This window comes from Aeromicrobium sp. PE09-221, from assembly GCF_002174305.1.
In the GTDB taxonomy this organism is placed as follows: Bacteria; Actinomycetota; Actinomycetes; order Propionibacteriales; family Nocardioidaceae; genus Aeromicrobium.
This window is the reverse complement of record NZ_MIJB01000039.1, coordinates 1-22,571: the sequence shown is the minus strand read 5'-3', so window position 1 is coordinate 22,571 and position 22,571 is coordinate 1. Positions and strand designations below refer to the sequence as shown.

The following is a 22,571-nucleotide window of genomic DNA, read 5'->3' as shown; positions in this document are numbered from 1 at the left end:
CCGTTGGAATGAAGTGAGTGTGGTAACCCACATCGTTCCCGGAGGTCTTCGCTACGTCACCTGTTCACAACGTCCCGGGGAACTACACCTAGCGGAGATCGGGTCAAGACCGACGCCAGGGACGGGGTCCATCTGGCGCGGTTGCTGCGGCTCGATGAGGTGACCTCGGTCGCGATCCCGACGCTGGATCAGGGAGCGGCTCGCGATCTTGTCCGTGCTCGTGAGGACACGCGTGGCGATCTGATGCGGGCCCGTCACCGGCTCTCCAAGCTGTTGCTGCGATACGGGATCGTCTACTTCGGTGGGTAGGCGTGGACCGTCGCCCACGATGCGTGGCTGCGAGGACCCGCGCTGGAGCAGCTGACCGGGGTCGCGGGCCGTTCGATTCGCTCGACCTTCGATCACGACTACTACGTGCTGCTGGCGTGCTGGCCCGTCGTGACCGTCTCAACAACGAGATCGACACGCTGGCCGCTGACAGCGAGTTGGTGACGTCCCGCTGTGTGGTGGGGTTTCTCGACACCGTGCGGGTCAGTGGTCTTGAGTCCAGGCCGCGTCGATCGCGGCGGCGATGGTCACCTCCTCGGTCGGGGCGTTGAGGAGCTTCATGGAGTTCTCGCTGAAGTAGAGTCGATCGGCTGAGTCCCATTCGTCGTGCTGCTCGATCAAGACGTGCCCGGAGAGGCGCAGCAGTGCAGCCGGGTTGGGGAAGGTGCCGACGACGTCGGTGCGGCGCTTGATCTCCTTGTTCAACCGCTCCAGCGGGTTGGTCGACCAGATCTGCTGCCAGTGCGCCGAGGGGAACTCGGTGAACGCGAGCAGATCGTCGCGGGCCGTCTCGAGCATGTCCGCGACCGGCGGGTGGGAGCGTTCGAGCATGGCGACGACCTCGGCGAACTGGGCGTGGACCAGGGCCTTCTTGCCGCGGGGGACGAAGATCGTGCGGACGATCGCGGCGATCATCGGGCCAGCGACCTTGGGGACCTTAGCCAGCACGTTGCGCATGAAATGGACCCGGCAGCGCTGCCAGGACGAGCCTTGAAACGCGACCGCGATCGCCGGCACCAGACCCGAATGTGCGTCGGAGACCACCAGCTTGACCCCGGACAAGCCACGCGCCTTCAAGGACCGGAAGAAGTCGGTCCAGAACGGCTCGGACTCGGTGTCGCCGACGTCGAAACCCAGCACCTCACGGCGGCCGTCGGCAGCGACGCCGACTGCGACCACGATCGCCTGGGACACGACCCGACGGCCGACACGGGCTTTGCAGTAGGTCGCGTCGACGAACACATACGGATACGCCGTGCTGTTCAGCGGCCTGTTGGTGAACGCCGCGACGTCCTCATCGAGGTTCGCGCAGATCCGAGACACTTCAGACTTGGAGATGCCCGTGTCGGCGCCGAGCGCCCGGACCAGGTCATCGACCTTCCTGGTCGAGACGCCATGGACATAGGCCTCCATGATTACCGCGAACAATGCCTGATCCACCCGCCGCCTGCGTTCCAGCAGCGACGGAAAGAAACTGCCCTGACGAAGTTTCGGGATCCGCAGATCCAACTGACCCGCCGTGGTGGTCAACGTCTTAGACCGACCGCCGTTGCGCTGTGCGACACGCTCGACGGTGCGCTCAAACGGAGCCGCGCCGATGAAGGCGGCAGCCTCAGCATCGATCAGCTCCTGATAGAGCCTCTCGGTCGCGACACGGATGCGTTCGGAGACGTCAGTGAGTTTGAGTTCTTCAAGAAGCCCGAGGAGGGCAGACTGGTCAAGAGCCATCGTGCGACGTGTCCCATCTGTGAGTTCTTTGATCGGTTCTCACTGACCATCGCACGATGGCTCACCTCAACGAGGTCACGGCCGAGAACTACACCACCGGAGGGGACGTCACCCAGCGAGTTCACGCCCGTGGTCAGACGGCTGGGCCGCCTGCGAGGGATCAGCACGCTGACCGCGTTCTCCCTGGCGGTCGAGATCGGTGACTGGCACCGGTTCACCGGCAGGTCGATCGGTTCGTGCGTCGGCCTGGTGCCTTCTGAGTACTCCTCCGGCGCCAGCCGCGCTCAGGGCCCGATCATCAAGGCCGGCAACAGCCACGCCCGTCGACTGCTGGTCGAGGCCGCCTGGCACCACCGCTCGACCATCTCGGCCTCCAGGGCCCTCTCAAGCACCGTCTTGGTCAGGCTGGACAGCAGCCCGCCCGGCCCGACCAGGCTCACCCCTTGCTCGCGGGCCTGGGCCAGCAGACGCTCCGCGAGCTCCTTCTCGTTGATCTCCTCAGTCACCACACCGTCGATCGTCTCGACGTCCGTGGTGGGTTCCTCGGTAATGAAGCTGGTCGTGTCGCTCACGGCCATCCCTTTCGGTCAGGCCGGACTCACCCACCGTTTATCGGACGGACCCGCGGGTTGAAATCCTTTCGGCGCAGGTCGTTTGCTCGTGGTACCGACAGACTGCTTGTCAAGGCGCAGGCGGTTCCCATCGTCGCAGCATCGGATTCCAGGGATCTCGACTGTGCGGAATTGGGAGCATAGGACGATCCCTGTGGACCTTAGGAGAGCAGCTTCAGTCTACCGGTCGGTTCGCGGAGTCACGAGTCTGGGCGTGAGAGGCGCAAGCCCGCCGTCGTAGCAGACTCTCAACCACGAGATGGACGGTGAAGTCGAACTCTTCGTCGTTGTCGAAATGGAAGAGGGTGTCGCACGAGGAGGCGAGTTCGGCGTAGCCGGCCTTCCTGAGCTCTTCGCGTCGCGCCACGCGCTGGCCTGCATCGTCGAGGACCGTGCGCTTGGCTGACACTTCGCGAAGGACAAGCCCGACCAGGACTGCAACCATCGAACGCAAGGCATGTATGGCCTCGGGCGTCTCGAAGCCTGCTCTGCGGAGTATCCTCAGCACTGTTTCGGCTGGAGCCAAGCTCTCGATCGTTGCCACATGGCGACTCAGTGCCAGTGCGGTGCTGCGAGGGTGATTCAGACTCTGCACGCGGAACGCGGAGGCGAACGCCAAGAGATCTGCACGTGGGTTACCCGATGGGGCGGGGAGCACCAGGTCGCCAAGGACGTGCTCTGAGACCGCGTCAAGCAGGGCGTCCTTGTCTGCGACGTGGTTGTAGAGGCTCTTCGCGTCGACTCCGATGTGCCGTGCGACCGCCCGCATGGTCAATCCTGAGGCGTCGTCCTTCTCGATGATCTTGATCGCGGCCTCGACGATTACCGTCCGCGATAACTGCGCTGCGCCGCGCGGCGGCCGGCCGCGCCGGGGTCCGGTCGTTGACGGTGCTCGCATGGTCCATCCTCTCGCTATTGAAAGAAATCCACAATGTGGGTTACTGTAAATCTACAGTGTCGGTAAAGGTGCCGATGATGACTGAAAGGAGCCGCGGCTCGTGCGCGTCCACCACCTCAACTGCGGGACCATGCGCCCGCTGGGAACACCCGAAGGACTGGTGTGCCACGTCCTGCTGCTCGAACTGGACGATCGGCTGGCCTTGGTCGACAGCGGATTCGGTCTCGCTGATGTTGCGGATCATGCGCGCCCGCTGGGGCCGGCGCGCTTCTTCTTCCGGCCTGCCTTCGATGAGGCTGAGACCGCGACTCGCCAGATCGAGGCGCTCGGTTTGGACCCCAAGGACGTCCGCGACATCGTCGTGACCCACTTCGATGGCGATCACGTCGGGGGTTTGGCGGACTTCCCCTGGGCGAATGTCCACATCACTGCCGCAGAGGCGGACGCCTTCGCCCGGCCGCGAGGACAGGTCGAGAAGGGGCGCTACCTGCCTGCATTGCGCGCTCATGGTCCAGCGATCGTCCAGCACTCGCCGCTCGTCGGGGACACATGGCGAGGATTCGGCGCGGCCACTGAGTTGACCGAGGTCGGCGAGAACGTAGTCCTGCTCAGCATGCCTGGGCATACCAGGGGTCATGCCTGTGTCGCGGTCGGCGCGGACCACGGTTGGATCTTCCACGCCGGTGACGCCGTGCTCCACAGGGGAAGCGTCGAAAGCGATCCGAAGGTGCCGCTGGCGGTGCGTGGCATGGAGCGGACGATGGCCACCGACTGGTCCAAAGTGAGGCTCAACCATGCGCGGCTGACGGAACTCGCCGGTGGCTCAGAGCCGGACGTCACCCTCGTCAATGGCCACGATCCAGAACTCCTGCGTCGCGCTCAGGCATCTGCGGTCGCTGTCTGGGGACAGTGACCATGGCAATCATGAGTCCAGAGCCGGCATTCTCGCGGCCAAGCGCTGCAAAGATCGCCGGCCTGCTGTTCGGCGTGATCGTTCTCCAGATGCTGTTCGTCACGAGTTATGTGTCCGCCTTCCGTGATCCGCAACCGCATGAGATCCCCGTCCTGGTGGTTGGACCCGCGCAGCAGCGGACCGACGCCGTCGACCAGATCGAAGACGTGGTAGGCGATGCCATCGAGCCCTCGGAGGGCGAGTCCGCGCAGAGTGCACGAGCGGCGTTGCTTGAGCGGAAGGCAGTCGCCGCCATCGTGCTCGGCACCGGCGGCGACGAGCTACTCATCGCCTCGGGCGCAGGCACGTCGCAGGCACAAGCTGTCACCAGCGTCTTCCAGCAGATGTCCCACGCCCAGCAGCGGGAGTTGACCATCGCCGATGTCGCGCCGCTACCCGACAACGACTCACACGGGGTCGTTCCCTTCTATCTCGTCGTCGTGATGACCTTCGGCGGCTATGCCAGCGTCGTCGTGCTTGTCGGCCTTCTCGGGACGGCTGCCCGCGGTCGACGGGAGGTGGTCCGGCGCCTGGGTATCGTGGCCGCCTTCGCCGTGGTGAGTGCCACTGCTGCGACAAGCGTGGTGAGCCTCGGGTTCGGCGCCGCAGACGGCCACCTGCTCGCACTGTGGGGCGTCGCTGCGCTGCTCAGTTTCGCAACGGGGAGCGTGGCTTTGGTCTTGCAGGCACTCCTGGGGACCTTCGGAACCGCCGCCGTGATCATCCTGTTCGTCATCTTCGGCAATCCTGCGGCCGGCGGTGCGGTGAACTACGGGCTGCTCCCGGGACCCATGCGTGAGCTCGGACCCCATCTGGTCAACGGCGCCGGCGTGGACTCCATGCGCAGTGTGATCTACCTCGACGGCTCGGGACTCGGTGGTCCGGTGCTCACGTTGATCGTGTGGGCGGTCGTCGCAGTGGCCGTGCTGGCCGTGCAGGCGCTGCGCCAGCAAACCACTGGGCAGCAGATTGCGCAGAAGACCATTGCAAGATCCTCGGCGTCGGCCAAGGGGGAGTGAGCAGATGCGAGTACATCACCTCAACTGTGGAACCATGCGCCCGTGGGGCGCGCCTGAAGGCTTGGTCTGCCACGTCATCGCAATCGAGGCCGGTACAGGGCTGGTCTTGGTCGACTCCGGTCTGGGCTTGGCTGACATGGCGGCGCCGGGACGACGCTTCGGGCCGGCGCGCTTCTTCGTGCGTCCCGCGTTCCGTTCCGAGGAGTCGGCGATCCGTCAGGTCGAGTCGCTCGGCTTCGTTGCCGAGGACGTGACCGACATCATCCTCACCCACTTCGATGCGGACCATGTCGGCGGGCTCGCGGACTTCCCGCAGGCACGCGTGCACCTGACGACGACCGAAGCCGACGCGGCACTCGCCCCGAGGACCCTCATCGAGCGCGAACGCTACATGCCCGCGCAACGCGCGCACGGTCCGCACCTGGTTCGGCACGAACCGGGTGATGGTGACGGCTGGCGCGGATTCGCCGCGGCCAAGGAGCTGACCGAGATCGGCGAGGGAATCGTGTTGATCAGCCTTCCCGGCCACACGCGAGGACACGCAGCGATTGCAGTCGACACCGACAACGGCTGGCTGCTCCACGCAGGTGACGCGTTCTATCACCACACCCAGGTCGACGGCGGAGGCCAAGCCCCGAAGTCCCTGTTGGCAATGGAGCGGCTCATCGCTGCGGACTGGGCCAAGGTCATCGGGAACCACCAGCGGCTCGCCGAGATGTGGCATCAGGCAACCGAGGACCTTCTCATCGTCAACGCCCACGACCCGTCGCTCCTGCGCCGGGCGCAAGAAAGGAATCGCGCATGAAGATCGCACTGCTCGGGGCCACCGGGAACATCGGCTCGCACACGCTTCGCGCCGCTGCTGGCCACCAGATCGTTGCCTATGCACGTCGGCCGGAGGCCGTCGAGGGCCTTCCGGGAGTCAGCGTCACGGGTGGTGAGCTCGACGACATGACCGATCTGTCTCAGGCACTCGCCGGCGCAGACGTCCTGATCGTGGCCATCACCGGGCCGGTCAAGGACAGGACCTTCGCGTCCCGGACCTTGCCGGGCATTCTCGACGCGGCCAAGACTGCGGGTGTCGCCCGTGTGGTGTACGTCTCGGCCTTCGGTGTGGGAGAGAGTGCGGGCAAGGCTTCGGCCTTCGCGCGGCTGATCTATCGGACGGTGCTCAGGGGATTCTTCACGGACAAGGCGACCGCGGAAGCCCAACTCGCTGCTTCCGATCTGGCCTGGACCATTGTGTTGCCCGTCAACCTCAAGGCGGCCGCTGAGCACCCGGAATGGGCGACTGTCGACCTGGCATCGGTCCGCGCCGTCCCCGGCCTCCCGACCCTTCCGTTCGGCAACGTCGCCCGCTCGCTTCTGCAGATCGCGAGCGATCCGTCGTGGACCGGCAAGCGGGTCCTGCTCACGACAGCCAAGGGCTGGAAGCCGGCACGCTGAAAGATGCCGCTCTCGCGGGTGCTCGTCGGCTTGTGTTGACGGGCGCCCGCGAGGAGACGGGGCCGGTCGTTCAGCCGATCAGCGTCTGTCCCTTGTCTTGTAGCGCCAAGGCGCGGCGAACGATCGCCTCACGCGGACGGACCGGAATCATCCGCATCAGGAACTTGTCGCGCACCACGTTGGCAGGCAGGTCGTAGCGCAGTTCGGGCTTGGCATCGGTCGCAGCATGAATCAGCGCCTGAGCCACCCGTTCGATCGGCAGGCCGGCGTCGAACATCTCTCGCGTCACCTTGGTGAACCGACGCATCGGTTCTGCGTAGAGGTCGCTGGTCGGCTGTCGCGAGAGGTGTTCGAGGATCGCCTCGGCCATCGGAGTGCGGACTTGGCCCGGCGCGATCACGCTCACGCGGATGCCGAGAGGCGCGAACTCCATGCGCATGGCTGTCGACAGTGCCTCGACGGCGTGTTTGCTTGCGCCGTAGGCGCCGGTGAACGGCGCCACTCGGCGGCCGCTCTGCGAACTGACGTTGACGATCCGGCCGCCACGAGCGATGTGGGGGAGAAGTGCGCGAGTCACGTTGTGCATGCCCACAACGTTCACCGCCAATACATTGCTGAAGGACGCTGCATCGAGGTCGAGCAGCGGGCCGTTCACAATGACACCGGCGACGTTGATGACGGCCTGGAGCCGCTCGTCTCCCAGCAGTTGTGCCACCTCGGCCGCTGCAGCCTCCACGGCTGCTTCGTCACGGACGTCCAGCACCTGGATGCTGAATCGGCCGTCGAAGCGCGACCACTCCGACCGAAGCCGGGCGGCCTCGGCGTCGTTGACGGCAGTGCCGACGATGCGGAAGCCACGCTCCAACAGGCCTTCGGCTGCCGCGTGCCCGATGCCTGTTCCGGCCCCGGTGATGAAGACATGTCCACTCATCGGCTGAGCTCCGTTCCGGTGATGCTTGTCGAGGTGGCCCCGCGCCTCGACGCGGCGCCGGGAAGGGTGGTGATCGAGTGCAAAGAGATGCCCTTGGTCTCGGGCATGAGCCACGCAGCGACACCTGTCGCGATGGCGGCACCTACGACGTAGAGATGCGCAGCCCACTCCAGGTCGCGGCTGAACAGCCACTCGTTCAGGTAGGGCGCCGTCCCACCGAAGACCGCAACCGAGACGGCCACGGCGACTCCGATCCCGAGGGTACGCAGCCCAGTGGGGAATAGTTCGGCAAGGGTCGCTGCCTGAAGAGCTCCGACGGCGGTCGCTGCCGTCAACGCGACGGCGCAGGCGACGAAGAGCATCAGGGGGTCGTCATCGACCAGACTCATCAGCGGGACATGGAGAACGGCAACCGCAGCCGCGAAGCCGATGAAGATCGGCCGTCGGCCGATACGGTCGGAGAGCCGTCCCCAGAAGGGAAGCGTGATCAGGCAGACGATCTGAGCTCCGAGGATGGCCAGGTATCCGCCCTTGGCAGGCATTCCGTTGGCAACCATCGCATGCGTGCCGACGAACGAGACCCACGTGTACTGGACCACGGTCAGTCCGCAGACCAGCATCACGCCGAGGACGATCGCTCGGGTATGGCCTTTGACTGAGAGCTGTTCAGGCTGGTCGGTCGCAGCGAGCTTCGCGGAGAACACCTCGCTCTCCGGCATCCGGCGTCGAAGGAACAGGACAACCAGAGCGAGCAGACCGCCGATAAAGAACGGCACCCGCCAAGCCCATGCCTGCACCGCGTCCTCGCCGACCGTGAGAAGCAGAATGACCGCGATGATCGTCGCCAGGACGATCCCGCCCAGCACCGCCCCGTACACCGAGCTGCCCCAGAGTCCTCGTCGCTCGGGCGGTGCCAGCTCCGCGACGTAGGAATAGGAAGCGGCTGATTCCCCGCCATGCGCGAAGCCCTGGACCAAGCGTGCGAGCAGCAGGATGAGCGACGCGCCGACGCCGATCGTTTCGAAGGACGGTGTCAAGGCGATGGCGAAACTGCCGGCTCCCATCATCAGGAGCGTGACGACCAGGACGCGTCGGCGACCGGAACGATCGGCGATGCGTCCGAAGACGATGCCGCCCAGCGGGCGCATCAGGAAGCCGACGGCGAACACAGCGAACGCTGACAGCACGGCGGACACCTTGTCGGTGCTGTCGAACATCGCTAGGGCGATGAAGGGAGTGAAGGCAGCGTAGGCACTCCACTCGTACCACTCCAGGACGTTCCCGAAAGTGACCGCAACGAGCGACCGCCGGTGATCGAGCGCGGGTGCCGCGCTTGTCTGGACCGTCATATGGGTTGCCCTTTCGTAAAAAACCTACGCCGTAGATGTGGCGCGGCTCACAGGTTATTATCTACGCCGTAGGTAACGCAAGTGATGACTGCGACGAGGTTCGAACGGAGGGCTGTTGGCAAGAGGGGTGCCGCGGTCGCCGGGTCGGAGATCGGTGCTCACCCGCGACGAGGTCGTTTCGTGTGCGATGCGAGTCGCCGAGGGTGATGGGCTCTCGGCGGTGTCGCTGCGGCGCCTCGGAACAGAGCTCGGGGTCACTGCTCCGGCGATCTACCGCCACGTATGCGACAAGGACGACCTGCTGGACGCAATGGCTGAGGCCGTGGGCGCAAGCATCGAGATCCCGGAAGGAGTCGCCGCGCTGGAGCCGACTGCGACGCTGCTGCTCCTGTCCCTGGAGGTGCGTGACGTAGTCGTCAACAGCCCGGTGGCAGGTGATTTGCTACTGCGCCACTCGGGCGGACTGGGCCTTGCGAGTGACGTCTCTCGGACTGGCCGATCAGCCCTTGAGAGAGCGGGTCTGTCTGAGTCCGAGGTTGATCGCGCGATGCGCATCTGGATGTCATTCCTCGCGGGCGCGCTGGTGTCCGCAGTCGGTGGGTACGCAGGAGCGGCGCACCGACCAAGGACGAGTTCGCGCGATGACTTCGCAGGCGACGTCGCGATGGTCGTCCAGGGCTTGATCAATCAGTCAACAGTCGAAGCATGAGGTCGGTGTTATCTACGGCTCAAGTGCTCAGATCCTCGGCGTCCTCTGCTTTCAGGCGTTCGCCTGGCAAACGTCTGGCAGATCGAGGGGGGTTCAGTGCGCACCTGAGCCTCGTGACGGTTTCGATGCGCGTGATGAGCGCCGGAGATGGCTATGAGTACCTGCTGCGCTCGGTCGTGGCCGGGGACGGAAACCGCTCGCTCTCGACGCCCCTGACTCGCTACTACGAGGAGGCGGGAACCCCTCCTGGTTACTGGCTCGGCACGGGTGTTCACGCCTTCGGCGACGGTCAACTGACGCCCGGCGCGACGGTTGAGGAGGACCAGCTCGCGCTTCTGCTGGGTCAGGGACGCGACCCGCTGACCGGGGACCAGTTGGGTCGGGCTTTCCCGAAGTACCAGCCCGTCGCTGACCGGATCGCGTCCCGCGTCGCGGAGCTCGGCGCTGGGCTGAGTGGGGAGGAACGCGAGGTCGAGGTGGCGCGGATCGAGGCGGAGGAGGCCGAGAAGGGCAAGAACAGGGCTGTCGCTGGCTACGACTTCACGTTCTCGGTCCCGAAGTCGGTCTCGGTGCTGTGGGGCGTCGCGGACGCGGGCACGCAGCAGATGCTGGTCGAGGCCCACCATGCTGCTGTTGCGGAGGTCGTTGCGTTGCTGGAGCGCGAGGTTGCCGCCACCCGGGCCGGTGTTGCGGCCCACGACGGGGCAGTTGCACAGGTCGACGTGGCAGGTATCGCGGCGACGGCGTACGACCATTGGGACTCGCGCTGCGGCGACCCGCAACTGCACACCCACGTTGTCATCAGCAACAAAGTCAAGACCCTGTTGGACGGCAAGTGGCGCAGCCTGGACAGCCGCCCGATGCACGCCGCCGTCGTCGCGCTCTCGGAGCACTACAACGCGGTGCTGGCCGACCGGCTCACGGGCACGTTCGGGCTCGGTTGGGAACAGCGAGCCCGTGGTGAGGACCGCAATCCATCGTGGGAGATCGTTGGGGTTCCTGACCGGCTCGTGACCGAGTTCTCCGCACGTGGTCGGGCGATCGAGATCGAGAAGGAACACCGGATTGCGGAGTACGTTGCCCGCTATGGGTGGCAACCATCGCGCACCACGGTCATCAAGCTCCGTGCTCAAGCCACACTTGCCACCCGCCCGGAGAAGCACGTCCATTCACTTGCTGACCTGACGGCAGCGTGGCGCACCCGCGCCGCCCGGCTGCTCGATGAGGACCCGACGCAATGGGCACGCAACCTCACCACCGGGCCACCGGCACAGGTGTTGCGTGCGGACGACGTACCGCTCGACCTGATCGGCGATGTCGGCGAACGAGTCGTGGCCTGCGTCAGTGAGAAGCGCGCCACCTGGCGGCACTGGAACCTCTGGGCAGAAGCCGTCCGGCAGACGATGGGCTGGCGGTTCGCCACCATCGAGGACCGCGAAGCCATCACCGCGATGATCGTCGAGGCAGCCGAGGGACGCTCCATCGCTCTGACCCCGAGCGAACTCGCGCTCAGCCCAACCGAGTTCCGCCGTGACGACGGCACCAGCGTCTTCCGGCCCCGGCACTCGGTCGTCTACTCCTCGCTGGAAACCCTCGCTGCCGAGGACCGACTGCTCGCCCAAGCCGACGACCGTACGGCACCTGTGGTGCCGGCCAAGACCGTCCGTGCGGTCGCTGACCGTCCGGTCCACGGCCAGCAGCTCAGCGACCAGCAGGCGGCCGCACTGACCGCTATCGCTACCTCTGGGCGCCGCATCGACCTGCTCGTCGGCCCCGCCGGAGCCGGCAAGACCACCGCCATGCGTGCTTTGCGCTCGGCGTGGAGCATCGAGCACGGCACCAACAGCGTCGTCGGACTGGCCCCGTCCGCTGCCGCCGCGCAGGTGCTCGCCGACGACATCGGCATCGCCTGTGAGAACACCGCCAAGTGGCTGCACGAGTACGACCGGGGACGCGCAGGGTTCGCCAAGGACCAGCTCGTCATCGTGGACGAAGCCAGCCTCGCCAGCACACGGACCCTTGACCGACTCGCAGCCATCGCAACCGCAGCGGGGGCGAAGCTGCTCCTCGTCGGAGACTGGGCTCAATTGCAGTCCGTGGACGCAGGCGGAGCATTCGCCCTGCTCGCCTCCGCCCGCGACGACACCCCCGAGCTGCGCGACATCCACCGCTTCACCCACGAGTGGGAGAAGACCACCTCCCTCGGTCTCCGCGACGGCAACGTCGAAGCGATCGGCATCTACTCCCGCGAGAAGCGCCTGCGCGAGGGAACGACCGACGAGATGATCGACGCCGCCTACCTTGCGTGGCGCGCCGACGCCCAAGCCGGACTCACCAGCGTGCTCGTCACCGAGTCCAGCGAAGCCGTCGCAGCACTCAACGCCCGCGCCCGAGCCGAGCGCATCCTCGACGGCGACACCGACGCCACCCGCGAAGCCGTCCTCGCCGACGGTGCCCGTGCCTCCGTCGGCGATCTGGTCATCACCCGCCACAACGACCGGCGGCTCCGCTCCCTGCGCGGAGGGTGGGTCCGCAACGGCGACCGCTGGAAGGTCACCGACGTGCGAGGCGACGGCACCCTCGTCGTACGCCGCCAAGGACTCCGCTGGGCAGCCACCGTCGCACTTCCAGCCGACTACGTTGCCGAGCACGTCGACCTCGGCTACGCCATCACCGCCCACCGCGCCCAAGGCATCACGGTCGACACAGCACACGTCGTCGTCTCCGCCAGCACCACCCGGGAGAACTTGTACGTCTCGATGACCCGTGGCCGCGAGTCGAACATCGCCTACGTCGCGCTCGACAAGCCCGATGACAGCCATGCCGCACCGCATCCCGACGATGTGAACGCCCGCACCGTTCTCTACGGCGTGCTCCAGCACTCCGGCGTAGAGCTCTCGGCCCACCAGATGATCGAAGCCGAGCAGGAGCGCTGGACCTCGATCTCGCAGCTCGCAGCCGAGTACGACACCCTTGCGGCTACCGCTCAGCGTGACCGCTGGACTCGGCTCATGGAGGCCAGCGGCCTGTTGCCCGAGCAGGTCGAGGACGTGCTTGCCTCCGATGCCTTCGGTCCGCTCGCCGCAGCACTCCGCCGAGCCGAAGCCATCGGGCACGACGTCGACCAGCTACTCCCACGACTCGTCAGCCGTCGCAGCCTCGACGGTGCCGTCGACCTGGCTGCCGTTCTCCAACACCGCGTCGAGGCCAGCGCGAAGCAGCCTCCCGGCGGCCGACGCCGCAAGACACCCAAGCTGATCGCCGGACTGATCTCCGAAGCCCAAGGCCAGATGACACCCGAGATGCGCGCCGCACTCGACGAGCGCCGCGACCTGATCGAGATCCGTGCCCTCGAACTCGCCGAGACCGCTGTCGCAGACCGAGCACCGTGGCTCAAGAAGATCCGCAAGCCGCCGGCAGGGGCACGCGACCGCCAAGACTGGCTCCAGCAGATCGCCACCATTGCCGCCTACCGCGACCGCTACGACATCACCGGCACCTCGATGCTCGGCGTACAGCCGGAGAGCGAGGCACAGCGCAACGACGCCAACCGCGCCCGCGCAGCCGCCGAACGCGCCAACCAGATCGCTCGCAGCGCCACCCCGGAGGCAACACGCACCAGCGCCCGCAGTATCGGCCTGTAGCGGCGACTCGCAGTTGCCTGTCGCGCTTTGTCGGTGGGGTGGTCTATCGTCGTAGACGAGGCAGCCTTCACGCGGCGCCGACGCTCCCAGAGCGAAGGCATTGACCCTCCGAAGTCGGGACGGTCCTTCAAGGTTCTTGCTGCCGGACCCTACGAGAGGACTGTCCAATGTTCCGGCTCATCGTGAACCTCACCACCCGAGCCCGGTGGTTCCTGCGCTGCTACGCACCCAGCAACATCGCACTCGACGCCCTCCGCACCCGACGCGGTCACAAGTGGGGCATCCCCGCCGCGTTGGTGCTCGTGCCCGCCTACCTCTACGCCGCCAGCTTCACCACGACCCTCATCGAGCACGGAGGCCCGGCCTGGCTCAACCTCATTGTGCTGACCTTGATCTGGAGTGCGCTCAAGTTCGCCGTCATGGCGCCGGTGAGTGTGGGACTCCTGATCCGAGCACGGCTCGCAGAGCGCTCACCCCGCCGCCAGCCCTTCGTCCCGATGGGCTACGCACCCGGCCGAGGCATCGGCCCCTGGACGACCTCGGCATAGGAACCATCACCATCGGCGAGGCGGTCCGGCATCAGCCGGGCCGCTTCTTGCGTTCTTGAATGCGTGCTTCAGACGAAGAACGTGGGAATCGTCGCCTCAATTGTGGTGGTGAGGTCATCGACGACGGCGGTAGGCCAGCCGAAGTAGGCCGTCACATAGTTCAGAGCGTTGTAGAACGCCGCCAAGGCCGCCCGTGCCTCGTTCTCAGTGGAGCCCATGTCGATACGGAGGAGCGCCTCGTGGTGACCAGCCTCCCGGTTCTCGACCCAGACGCGTCGCTCCCGAGCCGGGTAGAGGGTCGGGTGGGTCATGTTGGGCAGGAGGCCGTAGATGCCGACTCCGGTCCGCCCGTCAATGGTTCCGCCGAATGTCTTGGTCAGTTCGTACATCCACTCGACGGCTGCCTCTAGGTTCGGGAGGTTCTGGCCGTTCAGTGACCGGGCTCCCAGCGTCTCAGGTGTGGCCTCCGGGAACCGCTGAAGAATCTCGCTCTTGAGCGCCTTGTAGTAGGCGCTTGCTCGGACATGGCTCGGGTGCGTCTTGGCGCGCATTCGCCCGGCATTCTTCTTCGCCTCCTCCGCGCTGAGGAGTTCCTCCAGGTAGGCGCGGGAGAGCCGGTGGTCAGACGGTTCGTCGGGGTCCTCGCCGAGCACCCACACGGCGTGAGCACAGTCCCCGATGACCGAGCGGATGAGCGCTGGCGTCGGGAAGATGACCTCGCCGCTCGCGTACAGGCTGGCAAGCCCACCGAGGTGGCCGCTCGCTGTGAGCAGATAGGTCTGGACGACCTCAGCGATGAGTCGATGCCCGGTCTCTCCACGCGGTTCGGTGACTGCGGGGTCGGGCGACGGCAGGTCCAACGCGGCCGTCGCAGCGCCGGAACCTGGCTCAGGGGTCCAGTGGAACCGCTCCGCCGTATCGAAGAACGCATCACGGCAGGCGACGAACAACCCAGCTATCTCGACCAGTCGGGCGTCGACCTCCGACGGGGTGTGTTGCCAGAAACCCACGTCGAGAAGCGTACGTGGCAACGGAGCGCGCGCCGCCGATCCACGGCGAGCCATCCAGGCCGGCGTGAACTTTCCGGCGAAGCCCTTGCATTCGATGTCGGAAAATGCGACATTGAAGTCATGACATCGGACGTAGCGTCAGACGCGAAGGCGAGCGGGGGGAGCTTCTTTCCTGCGTCGATGTCTGCTGTGTCCACCATTCCTGCGCCGACGGCGAATACTGCTCGGCCCGGCCTGACCTTGGCGCAGCGCGTAGCCGCAGTGCCCGGGCTCGGGCGCGCCGACCTGCGGACTGCGGATGCAGCCGCGATGTCAGCCACCCTGTTGGAGCTTTGGGCCGCGATGACGAACCGCCCCGCGCAGGAGCTTGCGGCGGGGGAGACGCATCCCGATGGAACTGCGCGGATCAGCAGCCAAGTTGCGGTCTGGCTGATTGGCCGGGTGTCCCAGGCATACGGGCGTCGCAAGTTGGTGAACCTGTCGCGCGTGAGGGACCTCGAGTCACTTCGCAGCCTGGGCGGACTCACCGGGCTCCTGAGATCAGTGATCAACGCCGATTCGGAAGGCACCCTGGTATGAGCGTCTACATCAAGCCGGCAGCCAACATCAGTGAGGCATGGCTGCGCACCTTGGAACGAGTTGTCGACGAAGGTGGGCACGCAGTAAACGTGATCACTACGGTCAAAGACCCGCTGGCACCCGAAACCGAAACGATCCGCACGGCGCTGGATGCCGTCATGGCGGTACCGCGAAAGAAGGTACGCATCCAGCCCGTCGACACGGTTTCAGGCACGCTCTTCCCGCACGAGGTCTACGCCGACACTGGACTTACTTTCAGTCCCGACATGGACAGCGACGCGCTAGCCAAGCTGGACGCAAGCGCGGCAGACCTCTACGAGTGCTACGGGGAAATGCTGCCCATCCTGACGACCGACACGGCAAACCGGAATGGAACCTACTTCGGACGGATGGTCAGCTGGCCCGGCAAGACGGGAGGAGGGAGGAACCAGCTCGCCGACCGAATCAAGCACTTCCGCACCGCACGCACACGGAATGTCAGCCAGCGGAACCTCGAGGACATCGCGGTCGGAGGAGAAGCGGACCTGTTCGAGAAGCCAGAAGGTCTCCAGGTCTATGCGGCCAGCGACCTGCGCGAATATGGCTTCCCGTGTCTGGTTCATGTCGACCTCACGCTGTACCAAAACCGCATCAGCATGGCAGCGACGTACCGGCACCAATATCTGGTGACCAAGGCGTACGGCAATCTGCTCGGACTGAGCCGACTGCTTGGGTTCCTCGCCCAGCAGACCGGCTACGGCGTCGGCGAGTTGATGATCAATGCCACCTTCGCGGATGCAGAGCACAGCAACTACACCAAGGCGGGTGTAGCCGAACTGCTCACCGCTGCCAGGACGGCACAGTAGCCATGTGTGCCACCGACGCCGGCGTCGACATGGCGAGCATCAGTCAGATGGCTTCCATGCTCGACGCGTCCGGGCAGACCTATCGCGACCTGTGCTGGAGCCCCGCAGAACAGGCCTACTGCGGAGACTCTGCAGCACGATACGCAACGCGGTGGGCGGCCAAAGAGGCCGTCATGAAAGCACTGGGTCACGGCATCGGAGAGGTTGATCCGCTCGATATCGAGGTGATCGCCTCCGAAGGTCAGCGACCTCTGCTGCGGCTGTCAGGAACAGCGGATGCGTTCGCTCGACAGGCTGGGGTGTCGCTGAGCCTGTCGATCAGCCACGAGGGCGACCTCGCCATTGCGTTCGTAATCGCAACTCGGTGCTGCGCGAACCACGCCACGGATTTGTGACGACCGGCAACAACGACGACGAGCCAAACGAAAGGAGATGAACATGGACCTAAATGAACAGCAGGCAGTGGGGCAACGGCTAAGGAGTGCCCGCGAGACGCTCGGTCTGACCCAAGAAGATGTTGCAGGCGCGCTCGGGATCCAGCGAACCAGCGTCATCGCAATAGAGGCAGGCAAACGAAACGTAAGTGCGCTCGAACTCCGCAGACTCGCTCGGATCTATCGGCGCAGCGTGGCCTGGGTTCTCGGCGAGGAGCCTGACGCAGAGGTAGCCGGCGACAACGGTGCGCTCTTCCGAGCGACCGCGGAGCTCTCGCCAGAGGACAAGGAGCAGGTGCTCCGGTTTGCCGAATTCTTGGCCGCCGCGAAGTCTCAACAGACCCCCAAGCCTCGAACCCGGACGGCGAGCACGCGACCTTTTGTTGATGGAGACTGAGAGTGGTCACGATGCAGGCGCGCCGTCACGCGCTACAAGAAGCGGATGCCCTCCTCCGTGAACTTGACGTTCCGCAGGACGCGCCGGTCGACGTCTTCGCACTGATCGAGAAGCTGGACCTCGAGCTCGTGTTCAACAACCTCAAGACGATCCTCGGCGCATTGGTTCCCCATGGGGATGGCGGCATCATGATCAGCACCCAGCGGGGTGCCGCAGTCCAGCGCTACACCGCCGCCCACGAGCTTGGGCACTGGGTCCTTGATCACGAAGCGGCGTTCGACACTGAGGCGGATCTGTACTACCCGACGCACGATCGCGAGCAGCTCGCCCAGATCTTTGCCAGCCAGCTACTCATGCCCCCGCCTTTGGTGTACGCCACCGCCGACCGGTACGGCGTCACTAACTCGCCCAAAGCCACGGGCCCGTTGGTCTACTCGATGGCTCGCGACATGGGGGCCAGCTACGAAGCAGTCGTGCGCCAGATGGACAACCTCGACCTGATCAGTCGAAACAAGCGGGACGAGTTGCTCGCGATCCAGCCCGCCACCATCAAGGCGCAACTCGCACTGGGACACCGGCCTGTCGGCAACGTCGATGTCTGGCCCTTGGACGTCCGCTCCTCCGGCGGTGCGATCGCCGTGACCGAGGGTGACGAAATCGTCATCATGCTGCCCGAGAACCGCACCACTGGCTACAAGTGGCTCACCGAGGATGATCTCCAGGAACGAGCCCGGCGGCGCGTCCATCCGGCGCCGCCGACCAAGCCCGGTGCCCAGGCGCCTGATTCCGAACTGGGCTGGGCTCCGCCGGCCACCCGTGCGGCGCGGTCGCGGCAGGATGTCGACCGTGCGCTGCTCGCCATCCGTGGCAACGCTGGCGCGACGCGCATCCTGCCAGGCGCGGAGCCCGCGGGCGAGAACCCTGACGAGGGTGGCCGGGAGTTCGACGAAACCTTCGTCCTCCAAGCGGGTCCCAGACTCCGCGCCGTGGAAGACGTCTACCGCTCCTCATGGACTTCAGCCCGGCCGTCGGAGCTGCGCGCGCTACGCAGATCTATCGCACGCGGTGAGCCGCTCCAAGCGGCGATCGACAAGTTTCCCGCACCCGCACATGTTGCGGTTGATTCCACAGCACCCTCAGCTGCAGATCTCCTGGTCGGCGGGACAGGAACCCGTCTCCTTGCGCTGCGCTCAAGTGGAGAAGGTCGCGACACGTTTCGCCTCGTATACAGCTCCGCCTACGACCACAGCGCGGCCGCAGCAGAGTCGTACGAGATCGACGTCACGATTGCGCGGGCTCCGTCCACAGCCCGGCGGCAACACCACCTCAGCGTGGCCGCCGAGCCCAGGGTCGACGACGAATCAACTGAAGCACAGGGTCGCGACCGAGGCGGGCTCGACGGTGACTAACGCTCCCGCTCCCGCTCAAGTTTACGCACCTCGCCCGGACGTCGATCTCCGCGGCCGAATCTTTAGCCCGCTAATGAGCCAAGGCCCGAGACCACTGTGCGTGCCGATCTCGCTGAGCCACGCGCACGATGCGCTCGGCGGATCGGACCCGAGTGTGGACACGGCCAAGGCACCAGAGGCGATCTGGTGGCACTGCGCGCAGCGCGGCCAAACGCACCCCGACGGCATGGACCTCAGCCACGCCGGCGTCGCATTGGCGGATTCGGGTCAGCCTCCGTTGAGGGAGTGGCCTTGGAACCCGAACCTGGGGTACGGGACCGAAGACCCGCCTACTGCAACGGGCGCGCCGCCGTGGCAGCAGGCCAGGACACTCATTTTCGAACCCTCGCACGACGGTGTTGAGGATCGGATCGAAGATGCTCTTGCCGCGGGGTACCCCCTCGTACTGGTCGTCGAAGTCACCCACGAGTTCGAGAACCCTGCCCCTGACGGCTCGATCGAGGTGCCCGACATACGCAGCCCGGCCGGCGACTACCACGCTGTACTTGTCGTCGGGTGCGCCACTGACCCTGTAGCGGGACGACGGCTGCTGATCCGCAACAGCTGGTCAGAAGCCTGGGGCGCGGCAGGTTACGGCTGGCTCCCGATGGACTATCTCGTCGCGAACGCCGTTCAGGCGGCAGTCGTCGTCACTCAGCGACCATGAAGGCGTAGGAAGGGAATCTCATGGACATCAGTGAATATCAGCGCCGATCGGCCGCCAGCGACATCTTGCCCGGCGACGACCTCACCTTGATTCTTCTCGGCCTTGCCGGCGAGGTCGGCAATCTGTCGGCCGAGTACAAGAAGCAGCAGCGCGACACCATCGGCTACCGGGCGTTTCGCGACGAAGTCCGCGAAGAGCTCGGCGACCTTGCCTGGTATGCCGCCGCCCTCGCACGCCGCTGCGACCTCGACCTGGATGAGATCCTCCAGGAGAACCTGCGCAAGACGGAGCTGAGATTCAATCGTCCTGCCAACCCGCCGCCGCATCGTCTGTTCGATGATGAACGGCCGGAGGATGAGCAGTTCCCGCGCCAACTCGACATCACCTTCACCGAGACCGCTGAGACTGACCGTGGAACGCGCCCAGTTCCCGTTGTGCGCATCTACCGCGGGACTGAGGCCGTTGGCGATCCGCTCGATGACAACCGCGACGACAACGACGACTACCGCTACCACGATGCGCTCCACCTTGGACACATGGCGATCCTCGGATGGTCCCCGACCCTTCGTGGCCTGCTCAAGGTGAAACGCAAGGGGGATCGTGACGCCGACCGTATCCAGGACGGAGGCCGTTCAGCAGCCCTTGAGGAGGGTCTGACCGCCTACGTATTCTCCGTCGCCACCGAACACAGTCTGTTTGCCACCAGCGACCGCGTGCCCGCCGACCTCATCAAAGCCTGCCAACGAATGACCAGCCATCTGGAAGTGGCTGAACGAAGCACGGCTGACTGGGAGTACGCGATCCTCGCTGGTTACCGAGCCTTCCGCGAACTGCGCGACCACCGCGGAGGCACGCTCCACGCCGACCTTGAAGCCCGTAGCCTCAGCTTCACTCCTCCGATCCGCTGAGCACAGGAGCCAACGCAGTGTCGCCGAACCCCCTAGTTCTTGCACAGGGAAGCGTGGTTGTCTTTGAAGGCCTCGACAAGGCCGGCAAGTCCACTCAACTAAGTCGGATGAGGCAGGTAGTTGACCCGGCCAGCACGACATTCGTGCATATGCCATCCGGCTTCAGCGGCTTCACAGGCGGTGTCTACGCCCTGCTGGAGGCTCAAGACACCCGACCGACCGATCCCCTCGCACGGCAACTTGCCCACCTGGCCTGTCACAGCGAATCCGTGCCAACTCTTGTGAGGAAGGCCAAGAGTGGCGCGTTGGTCCTCGACCGCTGGTGGTGGTCAACATTGGCCTACGGTTGGTACGGCCGGGGAGAAGTGGGCCTCGGAATCGACGAGCGCACCTTTCGGACCCTTACTGAAGCCATCTGGGCGCCACTCTCTGCTGACCTCGTCTTCCTATTTCGCCACACGTACGAAGCCGACAGCAACAATGTGGACGGAGTGTCAACGGGCTACCAAACGATTGCCGACCAGGGTCCCACGGCCGTGATCCACGTCCCCGCCTTGGGCGAGGAGGAAACCCACGAGCTCCTGGTCGGTGAACTCAGGCGGCTCGGCCTGATCGTCGAATGACATCACTGCCCATCAGTAGGCAGGAGGGGTCAGACCGTGGTTGCGGTTGCGAGTCCCCACTTCGGCGGAAAGAACGGAGCGGCTAGGCGTCCGTTTGGTGAGAACTGCTGCTTGATGCGCGTGCGGTTGCCGATCCCACGCTGGTCCGGATGCATGACGCGGGCGTACTTGTCGGTCTCGCAGAACAGATTCTGGCAATCGATCAGCTTCAGCGGTCGGCCAAACAGATCAACGAAGTCAATCCCGTAGTAGTCGAGTTGTTCGTCCTGTGTCTCGACCATCATTCGGATCAGGTCAGCCGGATCGACGCCGTGCGCGCTGGGGAAGCACTTGGCGAGACCGCTGAGCGCTCCCGGACCGGCAACGACGAAATCGTCCTCATCGAAGTCGATCAGAGTCGAGTAGTTCAGGTCGATCGTTAGTTGGTAGGCGAGAAATGGACCTAGGGACGGAAACTCGATCAGCCGAGAGAAAACAGCTTCAAGCGAGGGCGCATGAGCCAGGTCACGTTCCAAGCCACTAGTCATCATGTGCTCGATGAGTCGCAAGTGGTTGCGGTGCTTGCGCCGCTCGCCAAAGGGCGGCGGCGGCACGATGTAGGCGGCCGAGTACACGCGTTGCCCGCGAGCGAGGCGGTCGTCGAGGATGAGCGAGTACCGCTCAACGTCGAAGTCGTCGGCCGTAATCTCCCCGCGCGCTTCCTCGAGCGCTGCCCAGGTCTCAGGCTTGTTGAAGAAGCGGAACAACAAGACTCGGAACAACAGGTCCCGCGGGTCCTGCGTGCCGCTGTAGATCACCTGGATCAAGTCCTGCGAAACCCTATCGGCGGCGCGATAGGCATTCGTGAAGCGATACTGAGTCACCACCGGGTCTTGGGTCCATGGGGGAGCCTGCCCCTGAAGCCGCGCGTGGTAGACCCGCTGCCGCTCGGCTGCCAGCGTCCAGTAGCTACGCAGAACCTCGCTCCCCACGACCTGCCGACCACCAAGTGTTCCTGTCCACACGACACCATCTTCTCGCAGATACTCTGCGGAGTGCGCCTCGACTGGCCACAGCCCCGGTGCCCCATCCTTCGGCTTCATGACTCAGAGGTACTCCGGCTTGCCCGGGAACTGCGGCTGCTGCCTGTCACAAGTCCAGCGCGTGCTCGCTCCCAGGGCCTTCGCATCTCAACTCCGCGCGCGAGCAGGGCGGACCGGACTGTGTTCGCAGTGGTTCCGTACCTGGTGGCGATCTGCGCGAGTGACCAGCCCTCGGCGTAGAGACGAGCAGCGGTCTTGACGTGCTTGGCTGCCAGTCCGTCGCGTCGGAGCGGGACGCCCTGCCGATGCAGGTGGACGACGACGGTCCTGCGGTGGATTCCGAACGTGGCGCTCAGCTCGGTGGTGCTCGCCCCGGCCCGGTAGGAGGCCACCAGGGCCTCGATCTGGGCGGGGGTCAGAAATGTTTGAACTTTCCCAACTGCACCCACGATTGGCCCCCGAGAGTCCCGAACAGGGGGTTTAGCGGCCCTCGCCTGGCTCCGGTAGTACCCTCGTGACCAGCGGGAATGCACTGTTTTGTGGGCTTGGCAGGTGTTCTCAAAGTCTCTACGGAGGTCCACCCTGTGCACAAGGCTCGAACCCTTGCCAATGGAATCGTTGGCTGGGGTTCGGGCCTTGTCGCCGTTCTGGGTCCAGTTGAGGGCGTTGGCGTTGACCTCGGGGTCGAGGAGCATCTCGAAGGGCCGGTTGTTCTCGACGCGGAGTTCGTTGTCTTCGTCGATGTAGACCTTGGT

Annotated in this window: 24 protein-coding genes; 17 read left to right on the top strand and 7 right to left on the bottom strand. The window is 65.3% G+C overall.

The genetic code is table 11. The features are described 5' to 3' along the window. Window positions 1-159 precede the first annotated feature (159 nt). The gene (locus BHE97_RS20840) at window positions 160-309 is read left to right on the top strand and encodes a hypothetical protein (RefSeq protein WP_236757785.1); all 150 of its coding nucleotides are present in this window, start codon (window positions 160-162) and stop codon (window positions 307-309) included. Window positions 310-531: 222 nt separating this feature from the next. Here BHE97_RS20840 and BHE97_RS18340 read toward each other — a convergent pair whose 3' ends face one another. Next, complete coding sequence (locus BHE97_RS18340; RefSeq protein WP_087625487.1) at window positions 532-1,776, bottom strand: IS256 family transposase; 1,245 nt, start codon at window positions 1,774-1,776, stop codon at window positions 532-534. A gap of 129 nt (window positions 1,777-1,905) precedes the next feature. Between BHE97_RS18340 and BHE97_RS20835 the strand changes: the two genes are divergently transcribed. Next, complete coding sequence (locus BHE97_RS20835; RefSeq protein WP_236757784.1) at window positions 1,906-2,409, top strand: transposase; 504 nt, start codon at window positions 1,906-1,908, stop codon at window positions 2,407-2,409. A 153-nt stretch (window positions 2,410-2,562) separates the two neighbouring features. Here the strand turns inward: BHE97_RS20835 and BHE97_RS18330 are convergent, their stop codons facing one another. After that, the gene (locus BHE97_RS18330; RefSeq protein ID WP_087625486.1) at window positions 2,563-3,285 is read right to left on the bottom strand and encodes a TetR/AcrR family transcriptional regulator C-terminal domain-containing protein; all 723 of its coding nucleotides are present in this window, start codon (window positions 3,283-3,285) and stop codon (window positions 2,563-2,565) included. A 100-nt stretch (window positions 3,286-3,385) separates the two neighbouring features. Between BHE97_RS18330 and BHE97_RS18325 the strand changes: the two genes are divergently transcribed. Genes BHE97_RS18325 through BHE97_RS18310 form a run of 4 tightly spaced genes read left to right on the top strand, consistent with a single transcriptional unit; the run spans window position 3,386 to window position 6,702 of the window. Continuing rightward, window positions 3,386-4,198 carry an MBL fold metallo-hydrolase gene (locus tag BHE97_RS18325; RefSeq protein WP_087625485.1) on the top strand — a complete coding sequence of 271 codons (813 nt, stop codon included), beginning with the start codon at window positions 3,386-3,388 and terminating at the stop codon, window positions 4,196-4,198. Window positions 4,199-4,209: 11 nt separating this feature from the next. Further along, the gene (locus BHE97_RS18320) at window positions 4,210-5,256 is read left to right on the top strand and encodes a hypothetical protein (protein ID WP_140400257.1); all 1,047 of its coding nucleotides are present in this window, start codon (window positions 4,210-4,212) and stop codon (window positions 5,254-5,256) included. A gap of 34 nt (window positions 5,257-5,290) precedes the next feature. Next, entirely contained in the window at window positions 5,291-6,061 is a 771-nt protein-coding gene (locus tag BHE97_RS18315; RefSeq protein ID WP_236757783.1) for an MBL fold metallo-hydrolase, read from the top strand. Continuing rightward, window positions 6,058-6,702 carry an NAD(P)-binding oxidoreductase gene (locus BHE97_RS18310; protein ID WP_087625482.1) on the top strand — a complete coding sequence of 215 codons (645 nt, stop codon included), beginning with the start codon at window positions 6,058-6,060 and terminating at the stop codon, window positions 6,700-6,702. Before BHE97_RS18315 ends, BHE97_RS18310 begins: the two co-directional genes overlap by 4 nt. A 70-nt stretch (window positions 6,703-6,772) precedes the next feature. On the opposite strand, the gene BHE97_RS18305 is transcribed toward BHE97_RS18310, so the two are convergent. Beyond that, the gene (locus BHE97_RS18305) at window positions 6,773-7,633 is read right to left on the bottom strand and encodes an SDR family NAD(P)-dependent oxidoreductase (protein ID WP_087625481.1); all 861 of its coding nucleotides are present in this window, start codon (window positions 7,631-7,633) and stop codon (window positions 6,773-6,775) included. Further along, window positions 7,630-8,982: an MFS transporter gene (locus BHE97_RS18300; protein WP_087625480.1), complete on the bottom strand. Its 1,353-nt coding sequence runs from the start codon at window positions 8,980-8,982 to the stop codon at window positions 7,630-7,632. Before BHE97_RS18300 ends, BHE97_RS18305 begins: the two co-directional genes overlap by 4 nt. 154 nt (window positions 8,983-9,136) lie before the next feature. Here BHE97_RS18300 and BHE97_RS18295 point away from each other — a divergent pair, with 154 nt between their 5' ends. The 3 genes from BHE97_RS18295 (at window position 9,137) to BHE97_RS18285 (ending at window position 13,883) form a co-directional block, all read left to right on the top strand. After that, a complete protein-coding gene (locus tag BHE97_RS18295; RefSeq protein WP_087625479.1) occupies window positions 9,137-9,691 on the top strand; it encodes a TetR/AcrR family transcriptional regulator in 555 nt (184 codons plus the stop codon). A gap of 134 nt (window positions 9,692-9,825) precedes the next feature. Beyond that, window positions 9,826-13,335: a MobF family relaxase gene (gene mobF / locus BHE97_RS18290; RefSeq protein ID WP_236757782.1), complete on the top strand. Its 3,510-nt coding sequence runs from the start codon at window positions 9,826-9,828 to the stop codon at window positions 13,333-13,335. A gap of 167 nt (window positions 13,336-13,502) precedes the next feature. Continuing rightward, window positions 13,503-13,883, top strand: a complete 381-nt coding sequence (locus BHE97_RS18285; RefSeq protein WP_087625478.1) for a hypothetical protein — start codon at window positions 13,503-13,505, stop codon at window positions 13,881-13,883. Between the two features lie 68 nt (window positions 13,884-13,951). Here BHE97_RS18285 and BHE97_RS18280 read toward each other — a convergent pair whose 3' ends face one another. After that, entirely contained in the window at window positions 13,952-14,893 is a 942-nt protein-coding gene (locus BHE97_RS18280; RefSeq protein WP_087625477.1) for a hypothetical protein, read from the bottom strand. 180 nt (window positions 14,894-15,073) lie between these two features. Between BHE97_RS18280 and BHE97_RS19845 the strand changes: the two genes are divergently transcribed. From BHE97_RS19845 to BHE97_RS18245, 8 genes are all read left to right on the top strand, one after another. Next, window positions 15,074-15,472, top strand: coding sequence for a hypothetical protein (locus BHE97_RS19845; RefSeq protein ID WP_236757781.1), 399 nt, complete (start codon window positions 15,074-15,076; stop codon window positions 15,470-15,472). After that, window positions 15,469-16,317, top strand: coding sequence for a hypothetical protein (locus tag BHE97_RS20230; protein WP_170931496.1), 849 nt, complete (start codon window positions 15,469-15,471; stop codon window positions 16,315-16,317). The genes BHE97_RS19845 and BHE97_RS20230 overlap by 4 nt, the downstream gene beginning before the upstream one ends. Window positions 16,318-16,319: 2 nt before the next feature. Beyond that, the gene (locus tag BHE97_RS20225) at window positions 16,320-16,712 is read left to right on the top strand and encodes a holo-ACP synthase (RefSeq protein WP_343286127.1); all 393 of its coding nucleotides are present in this window, start codon (window positions 16,320-16,322) and stop codon (window positions 16,710-16,712) included. A 43-nt stretch (window positions 16,713-16,755) separates the two neighbouring features. Next, on the top strand, window positions 16,756-17,148 hold the full coding sequence (locus BHE97_RS18265) for a helix-turn-helix transcriptional regulator (protein WP_201791525.1): 393 nt from the start codon (window positions 16,756-16,758) through the stop codon (window positions 17,146-17,148). 11 nt (window positions 17,149-17,159) lie between these two features. Continuing rightward, the gene (locus BHE97_RS18260; protein ID WP_236757786.1) at window positions 17,160-18,557 is read left to right on the top strand and encodes an ImmA/IrrE family metallo-endopeptidase; all 1,398 of its coding nucleotides are present in this window, start codon (window positions 17,160-17,162) and stop codon (window positions 18,555-18,557) included. Window positions 18,558-18,657: 100 nt separating this feature from the next. Next, window positions 18,658-19,263, top strand: a complete 606-nt coding sequence (locus BHE97_RS20220) for a C1 family peptidase (RefSeq protein WP_087625473.1) — start codon at window positions 18,658-18,660, stop codon at window positions 19,261-19,263. 20 nt (window positions 19,264-19,283) lie between these two features. After that, window positions 19,284-20,171, top strand: a complete 888-nt coding sequence (locus BHE97_RS18250; RefSeq protein WP_087625472.1) for a nucleoside triphosphate pyrophosphohydrolase family protein — start codon at window positions 19,284-19,286, stop codon at window positions 20,169-20,171. 17 nt (window positions 20,172-20,188) lie between these two features. Further along, window positions 20,189-20,794 carry a hypothetical protein gene (locus BHE97_RS18245; protein WP_140400254.1) on the top strand — a complete coding sequence of 202 codons (606 nt, stop codon included), beginning with the start codon at window positions 20,189-20,191 and terminating at the stop codon, window positions 20,792-20,794. A gap of 29 nt (window positions 20,795-20,823) precedes the next feature. Here the strand turns inward: BHE97_RS18245 and BHE97_RS18240 are convergent, their stop codons facing one another. Continuing rightward, window positions 20,824-21,876: a nucleotide kinase domain-containing protein gene (locus BHE97_RS18240; protein ID WP_170931494.1), complete on the bottom strand. Its 1,053-nt coding sequence runs from the start codon at window positions 21,874-21,876 to the stop codon at window positions 20,824-20,826. Beyond that, a partial coding sequence (locus BHE97_RS20830; RefSeq protein WP_236757780.1) for a hypothetical protein occupies window positions 21,873-22,571 on the bottom strand: 699 nt, incomplete at its 5' end. The genes BHE97_RS20830 and BHE97_RS18240, both read right to left, overlap by 4 nt.